General features: G+C 56.5%; 18 protein-coding genes. 10 read left to right on the forward strand and 8 right to left on the reverse strand.

Annotated features, from left to right (window positions below):
- The first annotated feature begins 5 nt into the window (after positions 1-5).
- Positions 6-2,108, forward strand: a complete 2,103-nt coding sequence (locus tag AC6IY8_RS03405; protein ID WP_497777289.1) for a S46 family peptidase — start codon at positions 6-8, stop codon at positions 2,106-2,108.
- A 401-nt stretch (positions 2,109-2,509) separates the two neighbouring features.
- A complete protein-coding gene (gene dinB / locus AC6IY8_RS03410; protein WP_497777290.1) occupies positions 2,510-3,763 on the forward strand; it encodes a DNA polymerase IV in 1,254 nt (417 codons plus the stop codon).
- A 2-nt stretch (positions 3,764-3,765) separates the two neighbouring features.
- On the opposite strand, the gene AC6IY8_RS03415 is transcribed toward dinB, so the two are convergent.
- Positions 3,766-5,049, reverse strand: coding sequence for an EAL and HDOD domain-containing protein (locus AC6IY8_RS03415; RefSeq protein ID WP_497777291.1), 1,284 nt, complete (start codon positions 5,047-5,049; stop codon positions 3,766-3,768).
- 121 nt (positions 5,050-5,170) lie between these two features.
- Here AC6IY8_RS03415 and AC6IY8_RS03420 point away from each other — a divergent pair, with 121 nt between their 5' ends.
- Positions 5,171-5,965 (forward strand): alpha/beta fold hydrolase, encoded by a 795-nt coding sequence (locus AC6IY8_RS03420; RefSeq protein ID WP_497777292.1) that lies wholly within the window; start codon positions 5,171-5,173, stop codon positions 5,963-5,965.
- A gap of 35 nt (positions 5,966-6,000) precedes the next feature.
- Here the strand turns inward: AC6IY8_RS03420 and AC6IY8_RS03425 are convergent, their stop codons facing one another.
- Positions 6,001-7,059 (reverse strand): carboxypeptidase regulatory-like domain-containing protein, encoded by a 1,059-nt coding sequence (locus AC6IY8_RS03425; protein ID WP_497777293.1) that lies wholly within the window; start codon positions 7,057-7,059, stop codon positions 6,001-6,003.
- A 202-nt stretch (positions 7,060-7,261) separates the two neighbouring features.
- Between AC6IY8_RS03425 and aroA the strand changes: the two genes are divergently transcribed.
- The 6 genes from aroA (at position 7,262) to AC6IY8_RS03455 (ending at position 15,700) form a co-directional block, all read left to right on the forward strand.
- Positions 7,262-8,536 (forward strand): 3-phosphoshikimate 1-carboxyvinyltransferase, encoded by a 1,275-nt coding sequence (gene aroA, locus AC6IY8_RS03430; RefSeq protein WP_497777294.1) that lies wholly within the window; start codon positions 7,262-7,264, stop codon positions 8,534-8,536.
- Between the two features lie 193 nt (positions 8,537-8,729).
- A complete protein-coding gene (locus AC6IY8_RS03435; protein ID WP_497777295.1) occupies positions 8,730-9,323 on the forward strand; it encodes a hypothetical protein in 594 nt (197 codons plus the stop codon).
- Positions 9,324-9,655: 332 nt separating this feature from the next.
- Positions 9,656-10,972 (forward strand): phosphopyruvate hydratase, encoded by a 1,317-nt coding sequence (gene eno / locus AC6IY8_RS03440; RefSeq protein ID WP_497777296.1) that lies wholly within the window; start codon positions 9,656-9,658, stop codon positions 10,970-10,972.
- Between the two features lie 92 nt (positions 10,973-11,064).
- Positions 11,065-11,658 carry a DUF2059 domain-containing protein gene (locus tag AC6IY8_RS03445; RefSeq protein ID WP_497777297.1) on the forward strand — a complete coding sequence of 198 codons (594 nt, stop codon included), beginning with the start codon at positions 11,065-11,067 and terminating at the stop codon, positions 11,656-11,658.
- Between the two features lie 56 nt (positions 11,659-11,714).
- A complete protein-coding gene (gene gpmI / locus AC6IY8_RS03450; RefSeq protein WP_497777298.1) occupies positions 11,715-13,322 on the forward strand; it encodes a 2,3-bisphosphoglycerate-independent phosphoglycerate mutase in 1,608 nt (535 codons plus the stop codon).
- 278 nt (positions 13,323-13,600) lie between these two features.
- On the forward strand, positions 13,601-15,700 hold the full coding sequence (locus AC6IY8_RS03455; protein WP_497777299.1) for a M13 family metallopeptidase: 2,100 nt from the start codon (positions 13,601-13,603) through the stop codon (positions 15,698-15,700).
- A 61-nt stretch (positions 15,701-15,761) separates the two neighbouring features.
- Here the strand turns inward: AC6IY8_RS03455 and AC6IY8_RS03460 are convergent, their stop codons facing one another.
- From AC6IY8_RS03460 to AC6IY8_RS03485, 6 genes are all read right to left on the reverse strand, one after another.
- Positions 15,762-16,811 (reverse strand): inorganic phosphate transporter, encoded by a 1,050-nt coding sequence (locus tag AC6IY8_RS03460; RefSeq protein ID WP_497777300.1) that lies wholly within the window; start codon positions 16,809-16,811, stop codon positions 15,762-15,764.
- 49 nt (positions 16,812-16,860) lie between these two features.
- Positions 16,861-17,472, reverse strand: a complete 612-nt coding sequence (locus AC6IY8_RS03465; RefSeq protein WP_497777301.1) for a DUF47 domain-containing protein — start codon at positions 17,470-17,472, stop codon at positions 16,861-16,863.
- A gap of 224 nt (positions 17,473-17,696) precedes the next feature.
- The gene (locus AC6IY8_RS03470) at positions 17,697-17,924 is read right to left on the reverse strand and encodes a hypothetical protein (protein WP_497777302.1); all 228 of its coding nucleotides are present in this window, start codon (positions 17,922-17,924) and stop codon (positions 17,697-17,699) included.
- Positions 17,925-18,292: 368 nt separating this feature from the next.
- Entirely contained in the window at positions 18,293-18,898 is a 606-nt protein-coding gene (gene yihA, locus AC6IY8_RS03475; RefSeq protein WP_497777303.1) for a ribosome biogenesis GTP-binding protein YihA/YsxC, read from the reverse strand.
- A 15-nt stretch (positions 18,899-18,913) separates the two neighbouring features.
- Complete coding sequence (locus tag AC6IY8_RS03480) at positions 18,914-20,596, reverse strand: NAD(P)/FAD-dependent oxidoreductase (RefSeq protein WP_497777304.1); 1,683 nt, start codon at positions 20,594-20,596, stop codon at positions 18,914-18,916.
- 5 nt (positions 20,597-20,601) lie between these two features.
- Positions 20,602-22,215, reverse strand: coding sequence for a glycosyltransferase family 39 protein (locus AC6IY8_RS03485; protein ID WP_497777305.1), 1,614 nt, complete (start codon positions 22,213-22,215; stop codon positions 20,602-20,604).
- A 213-nt stretch (positions 22,216-22,428) separates the two neighbouring features.
- On the opposite strand from AC6IY8_RS03485, the gene AC6IY8_RS03490 reads away from it, so the two are divergent.
- Positions 22,429-22,941: a DUF2127 domain-containing protein gene (locus AC6IY8_RS03490; protein WP_497777306.1), complete on the forward strand. Its 513-nt coding sequence runs from the start codon at positions 22,429-22,431 to the stop codon at positions 22,939-22,941.
- Positions 22,942-22,946 lie beyond the last annotated feature (5 nt).

The following is a 22,946-nucleotide window of genomic DNA, read 5'->3' on the forward strand; positions in this document are numbered from 1 at the left end:
TACTTATGAAACGTCGCATCCTTGCCGTTGGGGCATTGCTATGTACTTTCGCTGCTTTCTCCGCTGCCGATGAAGGCATGTGGCTCTTCAATCAGGCGCCCAAAGACCGGATCAAGAAGGATCACAACTTTGCTGTCACCCAGCCCTGGCTCGATCACCTTCGCCTCGGCTCCGTGCGCTTCAACAACGGTGGTTCCGGGTCCTTCGTCTCTGAAGATGGATTGACCTTCACCAACCATCACGTCGGACGCGTCTGCCTCCAGCAGCTTTCCACCGAAAAGAAGGACTACATCAAGGACGGCTTCTACGCCAAGACTCAGGCCGAGGAAGGGAAGTGTCCTGACCTTGAGCTCAACGTCCTCGTTGATATTCAGGACATCACCGCCGACGTTCACGACGCTGCCAAGCCCGGCATGACCGATGCCGAGGGCGCGCAGGCCCAGCGCGAGAAGATGTCCGCCATCGAGAAGGAGTGCTCCGACAAAACGGGCCTCCGCTGCGATGTTGTCACCCTCTACGCCGGAGGCATGTACAACCTCTACAAGTACAAGAAGTACACCGACGTGCGCGTCGTCTTCGCCCCTGAAGCCCAAATGGCCTTTTACGGCGGTGATCACGACAACTTCGAGTACCCGCGTTATGATCTCGACATCACCTATTTCCGCGTGTACGAAAACGACAAGCCCGTCCACCTGACCAACTTCCTCAAGTGGTCGCCCACCGGCACCAAGGCTGGCGATCTGGTCTTCGTCTCCGGCCACCCTGGCGGCACTGAGCGCCTGCTCACCATGGCCGAGCTCAACTTCCTCAAGGACGTTCAGACCGCTTTCATCATCGACACGCTCACCCGCCGCGACAAGGTCCTGCACGACTTCGCTTCCAAGTCTGCTGAGAACGCCCGCATCTCTGGCGATGACATCTTCGGAGTCGAGAACTCGCTCAAGGCTTACAAAGGCCGCCGCAGCGGACTCAACGATTCCGAGCTGATGGGCAAGAAGGCCGCCGACGAAAAGAAGCTGCGCGCTGCAATTGATGCCGATCCAAAGCTCAAGGCCCAGTACGCCTCCGCATTTGACGAAGTCGCCAAGGCCGTCCAGGTCCGCCGCGAAATCTTCATCCCCTTTACCTTCGTCGAGCGCGGCATGGGCTTCAACGCCGAGATGGCTCGCTTCGCCCGCGTGCTCGTTCGCGTCACTGCCGAAAAGCAGAAGCCGAATGCGCAGCGTCTGCGCGAGTTCGGCGAAGCTCGTCTGCCCTCGCTTGAGCAGCAGCTGTTCTCCACCGCTCCCGTCTATCGCACGCTTGATGTCGCCACGTTGACTGAGTCCCTCGCTCTTATGCAGGAAAAGCTCGGTGCCGACGATCCGACCGTGAAGCGCGCTCTAAACGGCAAGACTCCTGCAGAGGCCGCGCAGGCCTACATCGATAGCAGCAAGCTCGATGATCCTGCGGTCCGCAAGCAGCTCTACCAGGGCGGAGCCGAAGCCGTCGCCGCCAGCACCGATCCCTTGATCGTGCTCATGCGCGACATCGACCCCCGCGCCCGCGAGATGCGCAAAGAGTGGGATGACAAGGTCGAAGCCGTCACCCGCGTCAACTCAACCAAGATCGCCAAGGCGCGCTTCGCCGTCCTCGGCACCAACACCTACCCCGACGCCACGTTTACTCTTCGCCTCAGCTACGGCACCATCAAGGGCTATCAGGAAAACGGCAAACAGATCGCACCCTACACCACCATGGGCGGAGCCTACGAACACGCCGCCGCCAATGGCAACAAGGGCGACTTCGAACTGCCGAAGACCTGGGACGCCGCAAAGAGCAAGCTCGCGCTGAACACTCCGTTCAACTTCGTCCATACCTCTGACATCATCGGTGGCAACTCCGGTTCCCCGACGGTGGACAAGAAGGGCGAAGTCGTCGGCATCATTTTCGACGGCAATATTCAGTCGCTGCCGTGGGACTTCGCCTATGACGACCGCCAAGGCCGTGCCGTATCCGTCGATTCCCGCGCCATCCTCGAATCGCTCCGCAAGATCTATCACGCGGAAGCGCTTGCCGACGAACTCGTGAGCGGCCACCAGACAAAAACTGCCGCAACCAAAAAGTAGTTCTCCGAAGTTCACACTAACTCGACCGCCTGCGGAACCCCGCAGGCGGTCATTTTTCTGCCGCCATTCACCCCGAAGATAACCAACTTCCGTCTGCTCGTAACTCCATCGCCAATCGGCATTCACTTCCCAGTCAACCGCACCACCCCGCGCCACGTAACCTTATGGGCAATGGCCATTTACGATCCAGTAGACGGGTCTGCTCCCGCGGCATAAATTCCATGCCACTCCCCATTCACCTTCCTGACAACACCCGTGTCCATTTCATTGCCGCCAGAGGCAATCCTCACCTCCCGAACTCACGCCATTGCTCCCCTCTTTACTCCCCGCCCGAAATCTGTTGCCAAACTTGTCATCATCCCCTCTCCGCTCTCGGCTACAATCGGGATGCAGCCGTTGCCATGCCTCGCACCTATTTCCATGTCGATATGGACGCCTTCTTCGTCTCCGTCGAGGAACTCTACGACCCGTCGTTGAAGGGCAAACCCGTCGTCGTCGGCGGACGAGCCGACCAGCGAGGTGTCGTTGCAGCCGCTTCCTATGCGGCTCGGCGCTATGGTGTTCACTCCGCCATGCCTCTTCGCGAAGCCGCCCGGCTCTGCCCTCATGCTGTCTTTCTCGAAGGCCATCCCGAGCGCTACCGCGAATCCTCGGCTGCCGTGCGCCGCGTTCTCCTGCAGTTCACCCCCGCTGTCGAGATGGCCTCCATCGACGAAGCCTATCTCGACATGACGGGCACCGAGCGATTGCACGGACCATCGATGAAGGCCGCGAATTCACTGCATGAAACGATGAAGCGCGAAACTCATCTCAACTGCTCCATCGGTATCGCCAGCGCACGCGTTGTCGCCAAGGTCGCCAGCGATCAAGCCAAACCCAACGGCATCCTCCGCATCCTGCCTGGCCTCGAAGCCGCATTTTTAGCGCCTCTCGACGTGCGCCGCCTACCCGGCGTCGGCAAAGTCACCGAAGAACATCTGCGCGAATACGGCGTCCGGACCATCGGCGATCTCGCCGCTCTTACCGAATCTAAACTCGCTCGAAAAATCGGTGACGGCCTTGCAACCCTGATAAATAAAGCTCAAGGACAAGATGCCGGAGGTTGGTACGACGCAGAAGTTGGTGCCGACGAAGATCCCAAATCCATAAGTCACGAGCACACTTTCAATCGCGACGAAAATAATCAGAGTGCGTTGGAGTCGATGTTGGCGCGGCTTTCCGAGATGGTATGCCGTCGCCTTCGCGAGCACCAACTGCACGCACGCAAGGTGCAGATCAAGCTTCGCTATTCCGATTTCTCCACCTACACTCGCGGACGCACCCTTGAACGTCCCACGCAACTCGACGCCGAAGTGCTCGACATCGCACGCGAGTTGTTCCGCGCCAATTGGCAAAAAGGCCGCGCCATACGTCTCATCGGCGTGCAGACAAGCTCGCTCGAACAGGGCAGCGGACAAATGGATTTACTCTCGAGCGTGCAGGAAACCCGCTTGAAAAGCGCGATGAATGCAGTTGATGCCTTGCGCGATCGTTTCGGAGAATCTGCGGTATCGCTCGCCAGCGGCATGAGCGCAAGATTCCGCGAACGCACTCACGAGAATCCCGCGGCTCTCCCCGGCAAAGAACCACGCACGAAACGCGAGTCGTCGGAATAGTTCTATTGCTGTTTTTGTTGTTCTTGCAGCGTCTGGTCACTCCATCGGCATGCTTCGCGATGCGCATCCCAGATCGCTTGTTCCGTCATAGTGCTCGCAGCCGCAATCTCGGCGACCTCGCTCCATACGCCGCGCTCGCAACACACCGCAAGATGAAGCAGTCGCCCCACTCCGCGCCGGTTGCCACGTAGCGCTTCCTTGCACTCCGTCGCCAGCGGAAGCTGCGCAATTACTGCATCCATCGGACTGTCGAGGATCGCATCCATCAAAGACATCAAGCCTACGATAAAAGCGCTGTTGCTGTCTTCTTCTGTGAGTGTTGCAAGAGTTTCGCATGTGCGGGCACGCGTAAGCGCGCTCAGAATCAACTCGCTCGGTCTGTCGCAGGAAACAGCGATTGCAACCACGATCGCCACCCACTTGCGCATCTCGCTTTGCCCCAACAAAGAGAGCGCATGTCTTATCGAGCGAATCGGAAACAACCCAAAAGCTGCGGAGTTCAAATACCGTAGCAATCGATAGCAAAGTGACGGCTCCTGCAAAATCGCTCGCTCTAGTTCACTCACGTCGTACGTCTCGCGGGCAGCGATGCTGAGCACGTGGATGTAGGTGAACTTGGATACGGGAACATCCACCATCGAGATGTTCTGCGGCTTGCAGAAAAAGTATCCCTGAAAATAGTGAAAGCCCAGTTTCAAAGCGAACTGAAAATGATCGATGGTCTCGATCTTCTCGGCAAGCAGTTTGATTCCACGTCGGCGCATGTCCGCAGCAATCGCGGCCTGGGATGCTGAGTCAGTCGCAAGAAAATCGACTTTCACCATATCGGCAAAGGGCAAAAGTCTTATGGTGTTACCCGTCGGCACATAATCATCCAGCACGATCCCATATCCCGCGCGTCGCAGACGATCGCAGGCAGAAAGAGTCTGCTCGTCGGCGATTACGTCTTCTAACACTTCGATCACCACGCGTTCGGGAGGAAGCACTGTGATTACATCGCGCAAAAGAATATTGCGGGTACAGTTGATGAACGCCGGACGTCCACCGGTGAGGGCGGCAGCACCGAACAGCAGCGAGAAATCGATCGTATTACAAGTGGCTACATCGCCATCGCTACAGTTGAAAATATTCTCTGGGCCAGAGCGGAAGAGCAACTCGTAGCCGTGCGTGTTCTGCTCGCGATCGAGGATCGGCTGCCGAGCGATGTAACGCACGTAAGAGTTTGTATCGATTGTGATCGGACTCGGCGAAGCGCGGTGCGTTACGGATTGAATCGAAGTGCTCACGGACAAGGTTTAACACGCATTACAGCACTACTCCACGAACTTGCGCTGGCAGGGGCTCGCATGGAATCCGGAATGGTTCAGGTTCCACTATGAAACATTTCGCTGAGGGTAGAATGTTCGCATGATTCTCAAAAGCGATGGCGTGGATCTGTTCTACGAAATTAAGGGAGATGGGCCGGATGTCGTATTGCTGCACCCATATCCGTCCGATCACAGCTTCTGGTTGCCGGTGTCTGAGCATCTGCAATCACGCTTTCGGCTAATCCTTCCTGACCTGCGTGGACTGGGGCGCTCGGGTTTCGGCGAAGGTCCAACGACTATGACCATGCTGTCTCAGGATCTCCAGCGGCTTTGCGACGAGTTGAGGATTGGACGCGCAGTCTTTGCGGGATGTTCCGTCGGAGGCTACGCGCTATTCGAGTTCTGGCGGCGCTGTCGTGAGCGGGTGAAAGCATTGATACTTGTCGATACAAAGGCCGGCCTTGACAGCGATGAAGCCCGTGCCGGACGGCTAAAGAATGCGGAAGACCTCATGCAACGAGGGCCTGCGTGGGGCATCGAGCAGATGCTGCCCAAGCTCCTATCACCGCTCACTTTGAGTTCGCGCCTCGACATTGTGGAGGCCGCGAAGAAGACGATGGCGCACGCGAGCGCTGCAGGCATGGCGGCGATGCAAAGAGGCATGGCTGCACGCGCCGACAGTGTTGAGACACTGGCTCAGATCGATGTTCCGACGCTGGTGGTCGGTGGGGAAGACGATGCTGCATCTCCAGTGCCTGAGTTAGAGCGAGTCGCGCGCGGAATCCGCGGCTCCGAGCTAAAGGTGATTCGCAAGGCGGGGCACTTCGCATCGTTTGAGCAACCGGCGGAAGTCGGCAGCGTTATGCGGGAGTTTCTTGAGAAACACGGGCGTTGAGCGCGCAATTACGAGCCGAACATAACTCCGAAGTCCTATTTGCTCGCGCTTACTGACTCGCCATGCATCGCGTCCAGCAGTTTGCGTGCCGCAGTTGAGGCGCGACCATTAGGATCATGCGCCAGGTAGGTTTCTATCTCCTGCGCGGCTCGCGCGTTCTGAGTCATGCCAGCCAGCGCGTATCCGCGGATCAGGTGCAGTTCCGGCATTTCTTTTTCCGGTCCGCCCTGCAATTCCGAGGCGCGATCCGTATGGCGCAGCGCGTCTGCGTAGAGGCCCTTGCCGATGTTTGCCCTCGCAAGTTCAAAGTATGTCTGCCACATGTTTGGCGCCAATCGCTCTGCCTCGCCGAGGACGAGAGAAGATTCTTCGAATCTTCCCAGCGTATTCAATGAGGAGCCCAACGCTACGTAGGTAAGAGGATATTTGCTATCACATTGCATTGCCTGCTGGAAGTCGGCAACAGCGGCCTCGTCCTTTCCCTCGCCAGACTCAATCACACCGCGCAAGGTGAGAGCTTCGGCAAACTTGGGAAAGATCTTCAACGCAGCATTGGCCTTTTCTCGAGCGCGATCTGTCTTGCCACGGGCCATTGCCTGCGCCGCTTTCTCGTATTCCGCGCGAGCCTTGGATGGCACCCGGTACTGCGAGATGGACACGGTCGAGGTTCCGTCGGTCTTTAGTTCACCTTGGGTCTTATTGGAAAGTCGAAGTTCGACGCTTGAGGTATGCGACATCGCATCCATGCGTACGCGCTCGCGAGCCTCAGATGTGCCGGAGGTCGCGCAAATCTCATAGTCGCCAGCTGGAATGTTGTAGAGTACAAATGAGCCGGATTCATCACTGCTTGTGCTCATAAGGCGGCCGCCCCTCAGCAGGTCACGAATTTCGATCGTGGCGCGGGGCACAGCATGACCATCCATCGTGTGAACCGTTCCTGAGATGCTGCCCTGAGTGCTGTCTCCGAAAGGGTCAGCCTGACCAGGAATTGGCAAACCACGCTGGGATTCATTGGAGTGCTGAGCAAGCATGCAAGCTGGCAAGCACAGGGTTGCGAAGACTAGAAACGCTGCGACAAGGCGGAAAGACTTCATTCGTTCTTCCTTCCACTGGCTATCGCGTTATGGCATTGCGTTGGGAGACTGCAGCCCGCGGCGAATTCGCGCAGTGAATGTTGGACAGATCGGAGAACTGTGAAGTTGGCCTGTGTCAAGGCCGGAGCAGGATTTATATTTTTTTGGAGCGGGCAACCTAGGTGGGACTCATCAACAACGCTGGAAGGAATTAAAGCAGAGCATGGACGTAAAAGTTGGGGCAGCAAAGCAGATCCGGGGTAGCCTGAGAACCGCCGGCGACAAATCGGTATCGCACCGTTATGCCATGTTGGCGGGCATTGCCGAGGGCACGTCACAGTTCGAAAACTTCTCGAGCTCTGCTGATTGTGCGAGCACGTTGGGTTGCATGCAAGCCTTGGGTGCGCGTGTCCGGCGCGAGGGTAACCGGGTCGAAATTGATGGTGTAGCCGGCAAGCTCTCTGCTCCCCAGCGCGCACTTGATTGCGGAAACAGCGGCTCCACGATGCGCATGCTCAGCGGCATTGTTGCGGCGCAACCCTTTGCGAGTGTGATGATTGGTGATGCGTCGCTGAGCAAGCGTCCCATGCGCCGGGTAATTGAGCCACTGCAGCAAATGGGAGCAAAAATCGAGTCTCATGATGGTTGTGCTCCGCTCACAATTCATGGTTCCAGGCTAAAGGCCATCACCTATGAGCCTCCGGTGGCCAGTGCGCAGGTTAAGAGTTGCGTGCTGCTGGCTGGTCTATTTGCCGACGGTGAAACCACGGTGATCGAGAAGGTGCGCACTCGGGATCACACGGAACTTGCTCTGAAAGCTTTCGGTGGCGAAGTCCGCCGCGAAGGCGATGGCGTGGGCGTGCGCGGCGGGCAGAGATTGAAAGCCGTGAAGGCTTACGTTCCAGGAGACCTGTCCTCGGTGACTTTCTTCCTCTGTGCGGCAGCTTTGTTCCCCGGTTCGAGCCTGGTGGTGGATTCGGTGCTGCTGAACCCGACGCGATCAGTTGTGCTCGACGTGCTCGCAGGTATGGGCGTGAAGGTTAATTTCCTGAAAGTTGAAGAGCAGTACGGCGAGCTGATCGGCACTATGCAGGCCGAAGGTGGCATTTTTAAAGGTGGCACCATCAGCGGTACGCAAAGCGCAGCCTTAATCGATGAACTTCCGGCGATCGCTGCTGTGGCTCCATATAGCACTGACGGCGTTGAGATACGCGATGCTGCAGAGTTGCGTGTTAAGGAAAGCGATCGCATTGCTGCCGTCGTGAAAAATCTACGGGCCATGGGCGCCGAAGTGGAAGAATTTCCCGATGGGATGCGTATTCCCGGAGGACAGAAGCTGCATGGTGCGCGCATCGAGAGCTTCGACGACCACCGTATCGCAATGGCCTTTGCAGTCACGGCTTTGCGCGCGGACGGGGAGACAACCATCGGCGGGGCCGAAGCTGTTGCCGTGTCATTTCCAGAATTTTTCGAAGCTCTGAACAAGGTAGTGGAGTAAGTGAGAGCTTCACATTGAGCGCGACTGATGTGTCCTGAGGATGACTGAACGCAAAACAAGATAAGACGGAAACAGCCCACCCCCGGTAGGCTTCCACCATCATAAGAACTCAGCATTCCGCCTATATCAGCTGGTCCGGAGGAAGTATTCCCGGCATGGGCGGATGGACAGACTGATGGGGAGAGAGAGCTAAATGAAACGCAAACTACTGGGGATGGCCTTGGCGCTGTGTGCGTTCGTGCCCGCGTCATTCGCTCAACGTTACGATCACGACCACGACAACTCGATCTATAATCACGCGGAAGTAGGCGCGTTCCTCAACTACACGCGCTTGCACAACGCGGCTAACACGAACTTCTACGGCCTCGGCGGAAGAATTGGATTCAACGTGCATCCCAATGTGCAGCTTGAAGCCGAGGGCGCCTATGATTTCGAGCGCAACCTGGACACGTCGTTTACCAGTACCGGAGTCACGGTCGCGCGCAGTCGGCTTCGCATGGCACATTTCATGTTCGGTCCCAAGCTCCAGGTCGGAACCTCTGGCCCGATTCGTGCGTTTGTGACGGCAAAGGGTGGCTTGATCAACTTCTCGACGAGCACGAATCTCAGCAACCAAATTACGGGCATTCCGAGCGGTGACACCAATGGAGTGTTCTATCCGGGCGGCGGCCTTGAGCTTTTCGCGGGCTGGTTCGGTGTGCGCTTTGAAATAGGCGACGAGATCTACTTCGACCGTGGTGCAAACAACAATTTGCGCGTGACCGCGGGGCCTGTAATCCGCTTCTAGGACCGGGTCAAACCGCTTCGAGCTGAAGAGATAGTCTGGCATCTCCGGATGTCAGACTATTTTCTTTTCGAAGCGTCCGCAATGTAGGCACTTCTTCTTGATCCACCGCAACAGTGATGAATCAAGCCAACCAGCTCAATCGCGAGTTCTGGAAGCGAACGAATCTGAGTTCGCGCCGCCACGAAACTTGGAACGGGACGGAAGCAGTGGCGTTCGGTGGAATATAATTCTCTTGGTTTGGCGAACGGCCTAAATTTCGCCTATTCATCTATGTCGCCGGTTTATCCAAGTCGGCGGCAACCCGTAATTATCTCCCATATAGAAGAGGAACTATGACCGAGATCGATCTGGTACATGCGCGCGAAGTCCTTGATTCACGTGGTAATCCTACGGTGGAAGCTGAGGTCATTCTGACCAGTGGTGCGAAGGGCAGGGCCATCGTCCCCAGCGGCGCTTCAACGGGCGAGCACGAAGCTGTGGAACTGCGCGATGGAGACAAGTCACGCTACCTTGGTAAAGGCGTGCAGAAAGCAGTCGATAACGTAAACACCGTCATCGGCCCGCACGTTGAGGGGCTCGACGCAACTCGCCAAAGCGATCTCGATGCCGAGATGATCGAACTCGATGGCACGGAAAACAAGGAAAAGCTTGGCGCAAACGCGATCCTTGCCGTTAGCATGGCCGCCGCACGCGCAGCAGCAGACCACTATGATCTGCCGCTCTATCGCTATCTTGGCGGCGTCAACGCAACCATCCTCCCGGTTCCGATGATGAACATCATCAACGGCGGCGCACACGCGGATTCGAACGTTGATTTCCAGGAATTCATGGCGATGCCGGTTGGCGCGCCTTCTTTCTCCGAAGCGCTGCGCTGGGGAGCCGAAACCTTCCACGCTTTGAAGAGCGTGCTGAAGAAGAGAGGCTACAACACAGCGGTTGGCGATGAAGGTGGCTTCGCTCCGTCGTTGAAAGCGAATGAAGAAGCCATCGAAGTGATTCTTGAAGCGATCACGCAGGCCGGCTACAAGCCGGGAAACGATATTGCGATCGCTCTTGATCCGGCGTCGAGCGAGTTCTTCGATAACGGCAAGTACGTATTTAAGAAGAGCGACAAGTCGGTGAAGACCTCGGAGCAGATGGTGAAGTTCTGGGCCGACTGGACCCGCCAGTATCCTATCGTCTCGATTGAAGACGGTTTGGCCGAAGATGACTGGGACGGCTGGAAGATGCTGACCGACGAAGTAGGCAGCAAGATTCAGCTCGTGGGCGACGACCTGTTTGTTACGAACACCGCACGCCTGGCGCGGGGCATCGACAGCGGCGTCGCGAACTCCATCCTGATCAAGGTGAACCAGATCGGCACCATCACCGAAACGCTCGAAGCCATCGAGATGGCGCGCCGCAACGGTTATACCGCAGTGATGTCGCATCGTTCGGGCGAGTCGGAAGATACCTTCATCGCTGATCTGGCGGTGGCGACCGGCACCGGACAAATCAAGACTGGTTCGGCGAGCCGTACGGATCGCATCGCGAAATACAACCAGTTGCTGCGAATCGAAGAGGAACTGGGATCGGGTGCAAACTTCCTCGGACTTGGTGCAATCAACTACTCTGGCGATCTGCTGGAGAGCGCAGGCGATCAGGAGTAATCCTTTCCGGACCCGCCGAGCAGAAGTGCGGCGAGTCCGGAGTAATTCTGTTCCAGTCACAATGTGAGCATTTGGACCTCGGGAGAAGCTTGATGGCTCGTCGTTTCGCATTTCTAGCCTTGTTGTTCACGTTGGTATGCGGCGCGGCGCAGGCACAAACCGTGGCGTTGGACAGCACTCCGCCTTCACGTGCGCAGGTGCTGAAACTGATGTCGGCAATGGGCATTCAGCAGGGCATCGAAGCTTCGCTGAAGAGCGCGCAAGAAAAGCTGAAGCTCTCGGCGCGTAATTCATTCCTGAAGAAGAATCCCGACGCAACTGCGGCAACTCTGAAGAAGCTGGACGCTGTCTTTGATTCGACGCCCCTGTTTAGTTTCGACTCGATTACGGAACCGCTCATTCCGGTCTATCAGAAGCATCTCAGCGCCGAGGATGTGCAGGCTGGCATTGACTTCTACACGTCGGAGGCGGGCAAGCGCTTGCTTGCAAAGCTCCCGGTAATCAGCCGCGAATCAAGTGAGACGGGCGGGCAGTTGGTACAGCAAAAGCTCAGATTCTATACCGAAGAACTTGAGCGCAAGCTGGAGTCCTTCCAGGCAGAGGTGGACAAAGACAAGCCTGCGTTGTCACAAGGTTCCAAAGCCACAGACGAAAAGTCATCGACGAAGGACAAAGCGTCCAAATAACCGAGGCGCTCAAGCAGCACTTATCGTGCGCTGTGGATGGGAGTGTTTGATAGATCATGGCTCGACCTAAACCGCTGGTGTTAATCATTCTGGACGGCTGGGGCTATGCACCGCCGTCGAAAACCAACGCAATCTCGCTTGCTCGCAAACCCACTTACGACAAGTTGCTCCGCGAATTTCCAAACACGCTGGTTCACACCAGTGGCCGCTACGTCGGCCTGCCAACAGGACAGATGGGCAACAGTGAAGTCGGGCACCTCAACATTGGGGCGGGGCGTGTGGTGTACATGGACATTACACGCATCGACCTGATGATCGAGAATGGCGAGTTGTTCAAGCATCCGCTACTGCTGGATGCCATGAAACAAGCGCAAATCAACGGAAGGCGGCTGCACTTCATCGGGCTGCTGAGCGACGGTGGTGTTCACTCGCACCAGAATCATCTTTACGCTCTGTTGCAGATGGCGAAGCAGAACGGCGTCGAGCGAGCATTCGTTCACGCGTTTCTCGATGGGCGCGATACTCCTCCTGATTCGGCTGCCGGATACCTCGAAAAATTGCAGCAGAAAATGCGCGAATTCGGAGTGGGCAAGGTGGCCAGTGTAAGCGGCCGGTACTACGCGATGGATCGCGACAAGAAGTGGGAGCGCGAGCACAAGGCATATGACGCGATGGTGCGCGGAAAAGCCGAAGGCGGAGCGACAGCAGATCCGGTTCAGGCCGTGAAAGAATCTTACAACCGGGGCGTGTACGACGAGTTTGTTGTTCCGTTTGTCTGCGTGGATGAGCGACATGAGCCGGTCGGAACGATTCGCGATGACGACGTCGTGATCAACTTCAATTTCCGCGCCGACCGCGCACGTCAAATCACGCAGGTGCTAACGCGCGAGAGCGGCATCACGGCCCAGGCTGGACGCGACCTTCCAGATGCAGACCGCCTGGAAGCAGAGATTCCTGCACACGAGCTGCCCAAAAACGTGCGCTACGTTTGCATGACAGAGTACGATGTTCGATTCAAATTGCCTACGGTGATCATGCCGGAGCGGCTGAATAACATCCTCGCGAACGTCATGGCGACGCAGAATATGCGTAATCTGCGGGTGGCCGAGACGGAGAAGTATGCGCACGTTACGTTCTTCTTCAACGGCGGTGTCGAAAAGCCATTCGCCGGTGAAGATCGCGTTCTGGTGCAGTCTCCGAAGGTGGCGACGTATGATCTGAAGCCCGAGATGAGTGCCGCTGAGATCACGCAGCAGGTGGTCAAGCACATCGAGGACAACACTTTCGATGTGATGGTAGTGAACTTTGCCAACGCGGACATGGTGGGGCACTCGGGCAAGATCGAGCCGACAGTGAAAGCCGTCGAGACGGTTGATGCAGGACTGGGCGAAATCTACGCGGCAATCAAGCGCAAAGGCGGAGTCATGCTGGTCACTGCCGACCACGGCAATGCGGAAGAGATGGTGGATCCGGCTACGGGCGGCCCGCTGACATCGCACACGACAAACCCTGTTCCATTCCTCTATGTTGCCGAGGAGGCGAACCAGTTCACGCTGCGTCCCGATGGTGCGTTGCAGGACATTTCTCCGACAGTGCTTGGGATCCTTGGCGTGTCTCTGCCCCCTGAAATGACGGGCCGCGACATTCGCGTGAAAAAGCAGTAGAAGGGCAGAAGAATAGCGACTGGCCACGGTTTACGCCGTGGCCATCGTGTTTCGAGGTCCACCTTGAAGCAGATCTGCTACTCGAGAGAGAAACTCCGGTGCGGAATTCTGCATCTTCCATTCTGCGCCTTTGTTCTGGGTTTCAGCTCTGAGCTTGACTTTCGTTATCCACGGAACTCGTTCATTTGGAAAAACGTACATGCTGAAAAGCGGTGTGGCCGACGGAAGTAGAATCGGAGCGCTGCAGTAAACAATCTTGGAAACGATCTGGAGTGCTCATGCAGAAGATTTTGAGCCGAATCGGATACCTGATGCTGTTAGGAAGTGGCATCTGCTTCGCGCAAACACCAGCAGCCAACCAGCCTGCGAACAATCAAACTGCTCCGAAGCTGGAACGCTTCGATGCCTCGATGGTGGACAAGTCCAAGGACCCTTGCGTGGACTTCTATCAGTACAGTTGCTCGAAGTGGCAGGCATCGCATCCGATCCCCAGCGATCTGCCGGCGGTCTCGACGGGAACTCCTCTCTACCTTTGGAACCAGACGATCTTGCGCGAGACACTGGAGAAGGCTGCGGCGAATTCTTCGTCTAAGGGAACCGAGAAACTCGTCGGCGATTACTACAAGAGCTGTATGGATCTCGATCTGCGCGCCGCAAAAGGGAAGCTCTGGCTGGCTGACGCCTTGAAGCCGGTTGATGCGATGAAGAGCAAGCAGGAGCTGCCGAAATTGCTCGCGCACCTGCATGGCGGCTTGCTTCCGGCGTGGGAAGCTGACGATAACCAAACGAGCACAGCCCTGATCGGATTCGGGCAGACACAGGACCTCGAAGATTCTTCGAAGATGGTTGCTGGCTTTGACCAAGCCGGACTCTCTCTGCCGTCGCGGGATTATTACCTGAACGATGACGAGAACTCGAAGAAGATTCGCGAAGCTTATAAGAAGCATCTCGTGCGAATGTTCCAACTGGCGGGCGATGATTCGGACAAGGCTGCAAAGGAAGCAGCCGCGGTATACGAAATTGAGTTGGCTCTGGCCAAGGCTCAAATGCCTGCGGTGGACCGCCGCGATCCGGTGAAGATTTATCACAAGCAGTCGCTAGCACAGGTGCGGGCAGCACTGCCGTCATTCAACATCGATGAGTACATCCAGGCGATGAACCCGCCTACTCCGCCATTCTACATTGTGACCACGCTCGAGTTCCTTCCCGCGCTGGATGCACAGATCAAGGCCCGGTCGCTGGACGAGCTGAAGTCGTACCTGCGCTGGTGGACAATTCGCGCCTCGGCCAACAAGACGACTCCGGAGATGGAGCAGGCGAACTTTGATTTCTTTGGAACGACGCTGCAGGGCACTCCCAAGATGCTTCCGCAGTGGCGCCGCTGCGTCGCCTCGGTCGATGCACGACTCGGCGAGGCATTGGGGCAGGAGTACGTGAAGGTGGCGTTCCCGCCCGAGAGCAAAGCGAAAGCTGTGGAACTGATGACCGGCATTCGCAACGCTCTGAAGCAGGATGTAGGCGAGCTGGACTGGATGGCGCCGCCGACCAAGAAACAGGCTATCGAGAAGCTGGATGCGATGATTCAGAAGATCGGGTATCCGGACACCTGGCGCGATTACTCCTCTGTGAAAGTCGTTCCCGATAATTACCTGGCAAATGTTTACTCGGCGAATGCATTCGAGGTACGTCGCCAGTTGAACAAGATCAATAAGCCGGTGGACAAGATGGAATGGACGATGACGCCACCGACGATCAATGCCTACAACGATCCGCAGAACAATACGATTAACTTCCCCGCAGGAATTCTGCAGCTGCCGTTCTTTAACGCGAACCAGTCGGATGCCGCCAATTATGGCGCCATCGGAATGGTGATCGGGCACGAGATTACGCACGGCTTCGACGACCAGGGTCGCAAGTTCGACGCCAAGGGCAATCTGCATGATTGGTGGACTCCAGCCGACGCGAAGGCCTATGACGAGCGTGGAGATTGCCTCGCGACCGAGTACACCCATGACGTTCCGGAACTCGGCGTGAAGACAAATGGCAAGCTGACGCAGGGGGAGGACACGGCCGACAATGGCGGCATTCACCTGGCGATGATCGCTCTTGAAAACCTCTACAAGTCCCGTGGCAAGTCGCTGGATACCCCGGAAGAAGACGGGCTCACGGCGCGGCAGCGCTTCTATGAAAGCTATGCGTTTAGCTGGTGTGAAACCGCGCGTCCGGATATTGAGCGTATGCAGATTACGACCAACCCGCATTCGCTCGCAAAGTACCGTGTGAACACGCCGCTGAGCAATCAGGCGGAGTTTGCCAAGGCTTTCGGATGCCGCAAAGGACAACCGATGGTGCGGGAGAATGCCTGCCGCGTCTGGTGATCCTAGGCTGTAAGCAATGAAGGGGAGCCATGATGGCTCCCCTTTGTTTTGTAGATTGGTTCTAAGCGGCTGGATTAACCAGGTAGATCAGGTAGAAGAATAGAGCGGCAACCGTTGCCGAAGCAGGGATGGTGAGAACCCATGCCCAAACGATACGGGTGGCGACTCCCCATCGCACGGCAGAGACGCGCTGTGTGGTTCCAACGCCAACAATGGCTCCGGTAATGGTGTGCGTGGTCGAGACGGGGATGCCGAGGATGGCGGTAGAGAACAGGGTCAGTGCGCCTGCTGTTTCCGCACAAAAGCCACCAACCGGCTTGAGCTTCGTGATCTTGCTTCCCATTGTGTGCACGATCTTCCACCCGCCGAAATACGTGCCCGCCGCAATCGCACCATTGGCCATGATGATGATGGGCCAGTGCAAGCGTCCCCAGTCATGGGTTACGTCGTATTGCGACATATAGTGCGCGGAATAGAGAGCTCCGGCGATGATGCCCATGGTTTTCTGCGCATCGTTTCCGCCGTGACCGAGGGAGTACGAAGCTGCGGAAAGCAACTGGAGCTTGCGGAAAAGTGTATCCACCTGCCGCGGTGATTTTCTGCGGAAAATCCAAGAGACCGCGACCATCAGGAAAAAGCCCAAGACGAGGCCAACTACCGGAGATACGAAGATGAAGGTGATTGTCCGGATCCAGCCCTTGGTGATCAGGATCTGTGGCGCGGCGTGCCAACCCGAAAGTAACGCGGTGCGACAAATTGCCGCTCCGGCGTAAGCACCGATAAGGGCGTGAGAAGACGAGGTGGGAAGTCCCCACCACCACGTCAGAAGATCCCAAACAATGGCGCCGAGCAGGCCGGTGAGGACAACGTACTGCGTGACGGCGCTGATGTGGATCATGCCGCCATAGATTGTTTTTGCGACGGCAATGCCGAAGATAAAGGCTGCAATGAAGTTAAACGTCGCAGCCCAGATTACGGCTAATTTTGGGGAGAGAACGCGCGTGGAAACGACCGTCGCGATGCTGTTCGCCGCATCGTGAAAGCCATTTATGAAGTCAAAAGCCAGAGCCACCAGACAGGTGAAAACTAGCAGTAGCAATCCAGTGTTCAAGACGTACCTCTAGCGGAGGCGCTGCCCCATCCGCGATGTGGGCCGTTACTCAGGCGCTCTTGAGTACTACGGTTTCCAGCACGTTTGCTGCGTCCTCGGCCTTGTCAGTGGCCATCTCCAAAACTTCGAGCAGTTCCTTGTGCTTGATGAGCTGAATAGGATCGGTTTCGGTCTCAAAGAGGCGACCAATTGTGGCACGGCTGACACCATCCGCTTCGTTCTCGAGGCGATTCACCTCGACGCAATATTCGATCAGAGCGTCGCCTTTTTCAATGAGAGCGACGGCCTTGGCGAGCTCCTCCGCCTGGCGCAGGATGATTGTGGCTAATTCGACGGCGGCTGCGGGAGGGTTATGAATCTTGTAAGTAGTGAGGCGATCGGCGGCGGCGTTGATGAAGTCGAGCACATCATCGAGAGAGCTTGCCAGAAGGTGAATGTCTTCACGATCGAAGGGGGTGATGAAGGACGAGTTCAGCTTTACGAACACGGCATGAGCGATGTCGTCGCCCTTATGCTCCGTACCCTTGATCTTCTGAACTCCGGCAGATACGTCCTGGTAATTCTGCAATAGATCTCGAAGCTGGCGAGCGCCGGTGGTTAGATTGTTTGCCATGTCGGCAAAGAGGTCGAAGAACTTCGTTTCGCGCGGGATCAAGCGCATAGCTGAGGAGAAATCTCCTGGTGGGCAGGCAAATGAAGGGAGCCTCCCCAGAGTTTGTCTCACTAAATTTTATCGCAATGTAACAATTGAATATCGCACCCGAGGTCTATGCCCGTCAATCGAGGGAACAGCCAAACGGCGTGAATGAGGGCTGGAAGGCGGCAGAGGAAATGCAAAAGGCCGCTATAGCAGCGGCCTTATTTCCGTCTTAATTGGTTCCACTCTTACAGGGTTGACTCAATTTCGAATCCCCAGGCTTCGAGAAGCGGCTCGGGAATGTACTTTGAGTTCTTATTTCTGCGCGCCCACTCACGAAGTCGGGTGGAACGGAGGTATTGGTCCGGAGTCAGCTTGAATTCACGGACAACCTGTTCGAACTCGGTGATGGTGGGGGTTACGGGGCCAATTGGTTCAGGCTTGCCCCAGTTGGGATTACCTCTTCTCTTTGCCATGGAGTTTGTCTTTACCTCTGCGATGAAATTGAAACATCGGGGGAGAGCTGGTGGAATAGCTCAAGTTCAATTTTCGTGCGGTGAATTCGCTGGTTCGGATTCCACACAACGCCCGGAGGCGTCACGGGTTGCAGAAAAAACCTGCAGATTGAACACGCCGCCCTGATACCCACCCGTTCTATCTAGACCGACGAGACATAGTACGAAGATATGATACTACAAATTCGCCACTTATCGCGAATGACCCGAGGGCGAGGAGTTGTTTTTGAAAGATGCACGCGCTAGGAGACTTGTTTTGTGTTACTTAGCAAAAGCAGCCATACGGGATGCGGAAGCCAGAATACGTGCGGAACTCGGGTCCGAGCAAATCAGGCGCTTTCGCTGTTTGCGGCACCTGTACCCTCGCGCAGCCTTCTCCAGAGTTCATCCTGCCCCATACCGGTCTTCGCTGAGTACGGAAGCAGGGAATCGATTCCGTGTGCTTTTTTTAGCGCATTCAGCGAAGCCTGCAGGCGGTTTCCCACTCGATCAGCCTTGGTGGCGACCACCAGCAGGGGACGATTCGTCTGGCGCAGGTAGTCGATCATGTGCGTGTCAGAGGACTGGGGAGGGATATTTGCATCCACGAGGCATAGGCAGAGGCTCAGGCAGGGGCGCTTGGCCAAGTATGGCTCGATGAACTCCGGCCAAGTACGAGTGATAGCCCTTGGCACGCGAGCGTAGCCATAGCCGGGAAGATCGGCAAAGACGAGTTCAGGGCGAGGACGCCCAGGCCAACGAATCTCAAAGAAGTTGATGGTCTGGGTGCGTCCAGGTGTGTTGCTGGTCTTTGCAATTTTTGCACTTACCAGCGAGTTGATCAGGCTGGACTTCCCGACGTTCGAGCGCCCAAGGAAAGCGATTTCCGGAAGATCGGGCGCAGGAAAGTGTTCGGGGGCAGCCGCCGCCAGCATGAATCTCGCAAGAACCTTCATCCCTCTATCATAGCCTTAAAAGCGGCTCGTTGAATCCACGGCACTGCCCGGCGCTGAAGGTTGTACCGGCTCGGCAGGACGAACCACGTCCTTGGCGGTTTGGCTGCCCTGTGGCGTTTCCTTCTCTTCGTGATACTCGGCTTCAGTGTTCACGGCCCAGATGTTCGACTGGTCGAGGCGGTCGCTCAGGATGTTGTCAACGGCGGTCATGGCCGTCAGCATCGAGTGGTCCTGGTTGTTGTACTTGTGCATACCGTTGCGGCCCACAAGGAAAAGGTTCTGATAGCGCAGCAGGTAGTCACGAAGCTCATCGAAACGCTCGTAGGTGCCGAAATATGCCGGGTAGGTCTTTGGCATGCGCAGGACAGTGGCGTCGAGCACGTCGGCCTCATCAATGATGCCGATGGTCGCGAGTTCGCGGCTGGCGAGCGCGGCCATGTCCTTCTCCGGCATGGTCCACAGATCATCAGTCTGATAACAGAAATACTCGACCCCGATCCAGACAGTGTTGGGATCGCGAACGAGATACGGGCTCCAGTTGTTGAAAATCTGCAGACGTCCGGCTCGCACTTCGGGCTCCTGGATGTAAATCCAGTTGTCCTTAATGAGCGTGTTGGGACTGGTGGGGTCCTTCACCACGAGCTTTTTCACCAGCAGTCCGACGGTGACGAAATCGCGATACTGAAGCCCATCGCTTATTTCGGTGATGTTGGCAGGTGCGGGCGTGCTTAGTGAGTGAATCAGCTCCTTGATGGGCATGGTCGAGAAGAAGTAATCACCCTGGAATGTCTGAGCAGTACCGGCTTGATCCTTGCCAGCAACGCTGACAACACGATCGCCTTCGACTTGAATGCTATCCACCTGAAACTGAGTGTGAACGACGCCTCCCATTTCTTTGACCTTACGGGCGACAATCTCCCAGAGCTGTCCGGGGCCGAGGCGAGGATACATAAACTGCTCGATCAGGGAGGTCTCCACCTGCTTCTGGCGAAGGTCCTGTTTCGGCTGGAATAGCTTGCGAAGGTGGTGCGCTATGGTTTTCGTGATCGAGAGCCCCTTGACGCGCTGGGCACCCCATTCGGCGCTGATTTGATCGCATGGCACGCCCCAAACCTTTTCTGTATAGGATCGGAAGAATGTACGGTAGAGCTCGCCTCCAAAACGGCTGATGAAGAACTGCTCAAGATTGTCGATGCGTTTGGGCGGGAAGAGCGAGTTCCAGAGGTAACTGAAGCCGATGCGGATCACCCTCAATAGCCCCAAGTTGGCGAGCGTTTGCGCGCTAAGCTGGATAGGGTAATCGAAAAATCTGCGCAGAAAATAGATACGAGATTTGCGCTCGCGAAGCAGCATTGTCTCCGGCCCTGAACCGACGGGGGTGTCGGCAGGCAACGGGCGCTGCTTATTCTGGTAGTGGATGAGCTGTTCTCCCGTATTTGTCGCGGGGGCAGCATGGTCGAGCGGCATCTGCTCGAGCCACCAGTTCATGACACGGTCACTCTTAGAGAAGAAGCGGTGGCCGCCAATGTCAATGCGATTGCCCTTGTACTCCACAGTGCGCGAGATGCCGCCCATATAGGTGCTCTTCTCCAGCACGACGGGCTGAATGTCCGATCGCTTAAGCAGTTCGTATGCGGCAGTAAGGCCAGCCGGTCCGGCGCCGATGATGATGGCAGTTTTCTTCATTTTTTCAATCACGCTGTCTAGTGAATGTAGGTTTCGGCATAAAGGCTGTCAACCCGGAAAAGTGCCACGTCCCGGTGAGCCAGCGGGGTGAAGCCTCCCAGATCGTGAGAAATAAAGTCTATGTCAACGCGGTGAGCGGGAACCTCATCGTCTCGAAGTTCCTGGAGCAGCCAGTTGTCGTCAGGGCCCAGTACGTAATAGTCGGGCTGGGCCGTCTGGAAATCCTTCAGTGAAACGATCGGAATGGAATAGATCTCGGGTGCCGCGGCGAGGTTCTGTTCGGGTGAATCTTCACGCTTGTACTTGCGAATCGCCTTCAGGTCCATTGGGAAGATCAGCCGTTCAGCGAGTTCCGGCGGAGCATAGTAGTGGAGCGGAGTTGCGAGCAGCGAGTCGGGTACAAGGATCATCCCTTGTTGAGGCAGCTTGGCGATGATGCGATCGAGTGCCTGGCGCTGATTACTGTAGTCTCCTGCGATGTCGCCCGCCCGACAGGCAAACCAGAGAAAGCTGATAGCGAGACAAGCCAGCGCAGCGGCGGTATTCCGTCCGAAAAGCTTGAATCCGGCGATGGCAAATGCAATGGACACGCCAATACAGAAGGGAATCACGAAACGGGCGCTGATCATGCCACTACGTAGGACGGACATCAGGTAGCCGAGCACCGGATAGCCTGCAAGCAATGTCACAGCCACGAACTCAGGGAGCCGGAGGATTGGTGTGCGCCGAAGTCCGAGCTGTAGTCGCTCATAGGCAAGCACGACGAATATGGCATAGATGATCGACACGGCGAGCCAAACGCTGGCCTCCAACATTTGCGTATAGGCGTCGATCATGAACTCTGGGTAGGGCTTGTTCCAGGCGTAGGGCGAGAAGCGTGCCACAGCGGCGCGCACGAGCGGCAGATACACCAGCAACGGCGTGGCCCCGGCGGCGAAGGCTATCCAGACACGCCAGAACACTCTTCGGCGCTGGAGGCTGGCTACGAGTTCTCCGGCGGCAAGCGGGAAAAACGCGAGCACTCCGTAGTAGTTCGACGAAAGCCCGAGAGCCAGCGAAATGGCTAGGAGAGCGGCCGCAGTGCGTTTGCGCCGCGATTCATGCGTCCAGCGCCAAGCTAGCAGAGAGATTGCGGCAAAGCATACGAGAAACGAATAGGATCGCGCCTCATAGTGATAGTCGAAGGCATGGGTTGTCATGTAGAAGAAGACTCCCACGGCAGAGAATATTGGCGAGATTCGGCGAACAAGAAATTCGTAGATGCAGAAGAGGGTGATCGCCCCCGCTAAAATCGCCGGAAGTCGAACCGCAATCTCCGAGGTCCCAAATGCGCGGATAGAACCGAGGGTGAGTATGTGCGATAGAGGCGGATTTGGATCGGCAGCGCGCATCAGCAGGTTCCAAATGGCATGGAAACTGCCTTGGCGCGCGATATTGAACGTGATGATCTCGTCGAACCAGAACGGCTTGAGGGCGGCCAAGGCGAAGGCAGCCGCAAAGTACAGTCCGAGTTGCACTGAGAGCACGACCCCACTGTGAGCATTCACAGCGGCATACAAGCGCTCGGTCCATGGCAAAGTTGGGCTAACGCCCGGTGTGGATGGGAGTGGGCGTTGCTCGACAGTCGCCATGCTTACAGCAAATCTCCTGGAGAATATTCAAGTATTACTTGTACCGTTGGGATGAGCATGTGAGATGCCATGTTGTATCCTGCCCGTACTGGACCGGGGCCAGCGCGAACCAGAGCTGGTGACTCAATTTCTTTTTTTCTCGGGTGGGGTCCGGTCGTGTAGATTGGACACGGTGGCCTTCATCTAACTGAAGTGACCGGGTGTCCTAAGGGAATGCAGAATTCGAGCCACAAATGCGGCTTGCGAACGGTGGCAGTCGTGGAGGCTTTGAAGGGCATAGCAGTAATTGCTCTCTGCCTCACGCTCCTATCTTTATTGCACAAGGATCTGGATGTGGTGGTGGACCACATCGTGGACGTGCTGCGATTGAACCCGGATTCCCGGGTGGCAGACTGGTTCTACGATCTGGCCGACAGGACGACAGGACGCGGTATCTGGACGGCAGTGTCGGTCGGTTTTGTGTACTCGACCGGCAGGCTGGTAGAAGCATATGGCCTGTGGTATGAAAGACACTGGGCAGAGTGGTTCGCCGTGATTTCCGGGGCCGTCTACGTGCCTTTTGAAGTCTTCTCGTTGATTGCCCATCCGCACTGGACAAAAGTCGTCGTGCTGATCATCAATCTGCTGATCGTGTTTTACATCCTAAGGGTCCTGCTCGAAAGTCGCAGAGAGCGTTTTGCCCAGCATCAGAAACCGTTGCAAGAGTCTGGTCCGATAAGGTCATAACGCAA

Source organism: Koromonas soli (genome assembly GCF_059726265.1).

Bases quoted from the DNA above. Each gene is read 5' to 3' on its own strand.
- AC6IY8_RS03435 (WP_497777295.1), top strand. From the start codon at position 8,730: ATGAAACGCAAACTACTGGGGATGGCCTTGGCGCTGTGTGCGTTCGTG.
- dinB (WP_497777290.1), top strand. From the start codon at position 2,510: ATGCCTCGCACCTATTTCCATGTCGATATGGACGCCTTCTTCGTCTCC.
- gpmI (WP_497777298.1), top strand. From the start codon at position 11,715: ATGGCTCGACCTAAACCGCTGGTGTTAATCATTCTGGACGGCTGGGGC.
- AC6IY8_RS03470 (WP_497777302.1), bottom strand. From the start codon at position 17,924: ATGGCAAAGAGAAGAGGTAATCCCAACTGGGGCAAGCCTGAACCAATT.
- AC6IY8_RS03420 (WP_497777292.1), top strand. From the start codon at position 5,171: ATGATTCTCAAAAGCGATGGCGTGGATCTGTTCTACGAAATTAAGGGA.
- AC6IY8_RS03485 (WP_497777305.1), bottom strand. From the start codon at position 22,215: ATGGCGACTGTCGAGCAACGCCCACTCCCATCCACACCGGGCGTTAGC.
- AC6IY8_RS03405 (WP_497777289.1), top strand. From the start codon at position 6: ATGAAACGTCGCATCCTTGCCGTTGGGGCATTGCTATGTACTTTCGCT.
- AC6IY8_RS03465 (WP_497777301.1), bottom strand. From the start codon at position 17,472: ATGCGCTTGATCCCGCGCGAAACGAAGTTCTTCGACCTCTTTGCCGAC.
- eno (WP_497777296.1), top strand. From the start codon at position 9,656: ATGACCGAGATCGATCTGGTACATGCGCGCGAAGTCCTTGATTCACGT.
- yihA (WP_497777303.1), bottom strand. From the start codon at position 18,898: ATGAAGGTTCTTGCGAGATTCATGCTGGCGGCGGCTGCCCCCGAACAC.
- aroA (WP_497777294.1), top strand. From the start codon at position 7,262: ATGGACGTAAAAGTTGGGGCAGCAAAGCAGATCCGGGGTAGCCTGAGA.
- AC6IY8_RS03445 (WP_497777297.1), top strand. From the start codon at position 11,065: ATGGCTCGTCGTTTCGCATTTCTAGCCTTGTTGTTCACGTTGGTATGC.
- AC6IY8_RS03490 (WP_497777306.1), top strand. From the start codon at position 22,429: ATGCAGAATTCGAGCCACAAATGCGGCTTGCGAACGGTGGCAGTCGTG.
- AC6IY8_RS03425 (WP_497777293.1), bottom strand. From the start codon at position 7,059: ATGAAGTCTTTCCGCCTTGTCGCAGCGTTTCTAGTCTTCGCAACCCTG.
- AC6IY8_RS03455 (WP_497777299.1), top strand. From the start codon at position 13,601: ATGCAGAAGATTTTGAGCCGAATCGGATACCTGATGCTGTTAGGAAGT.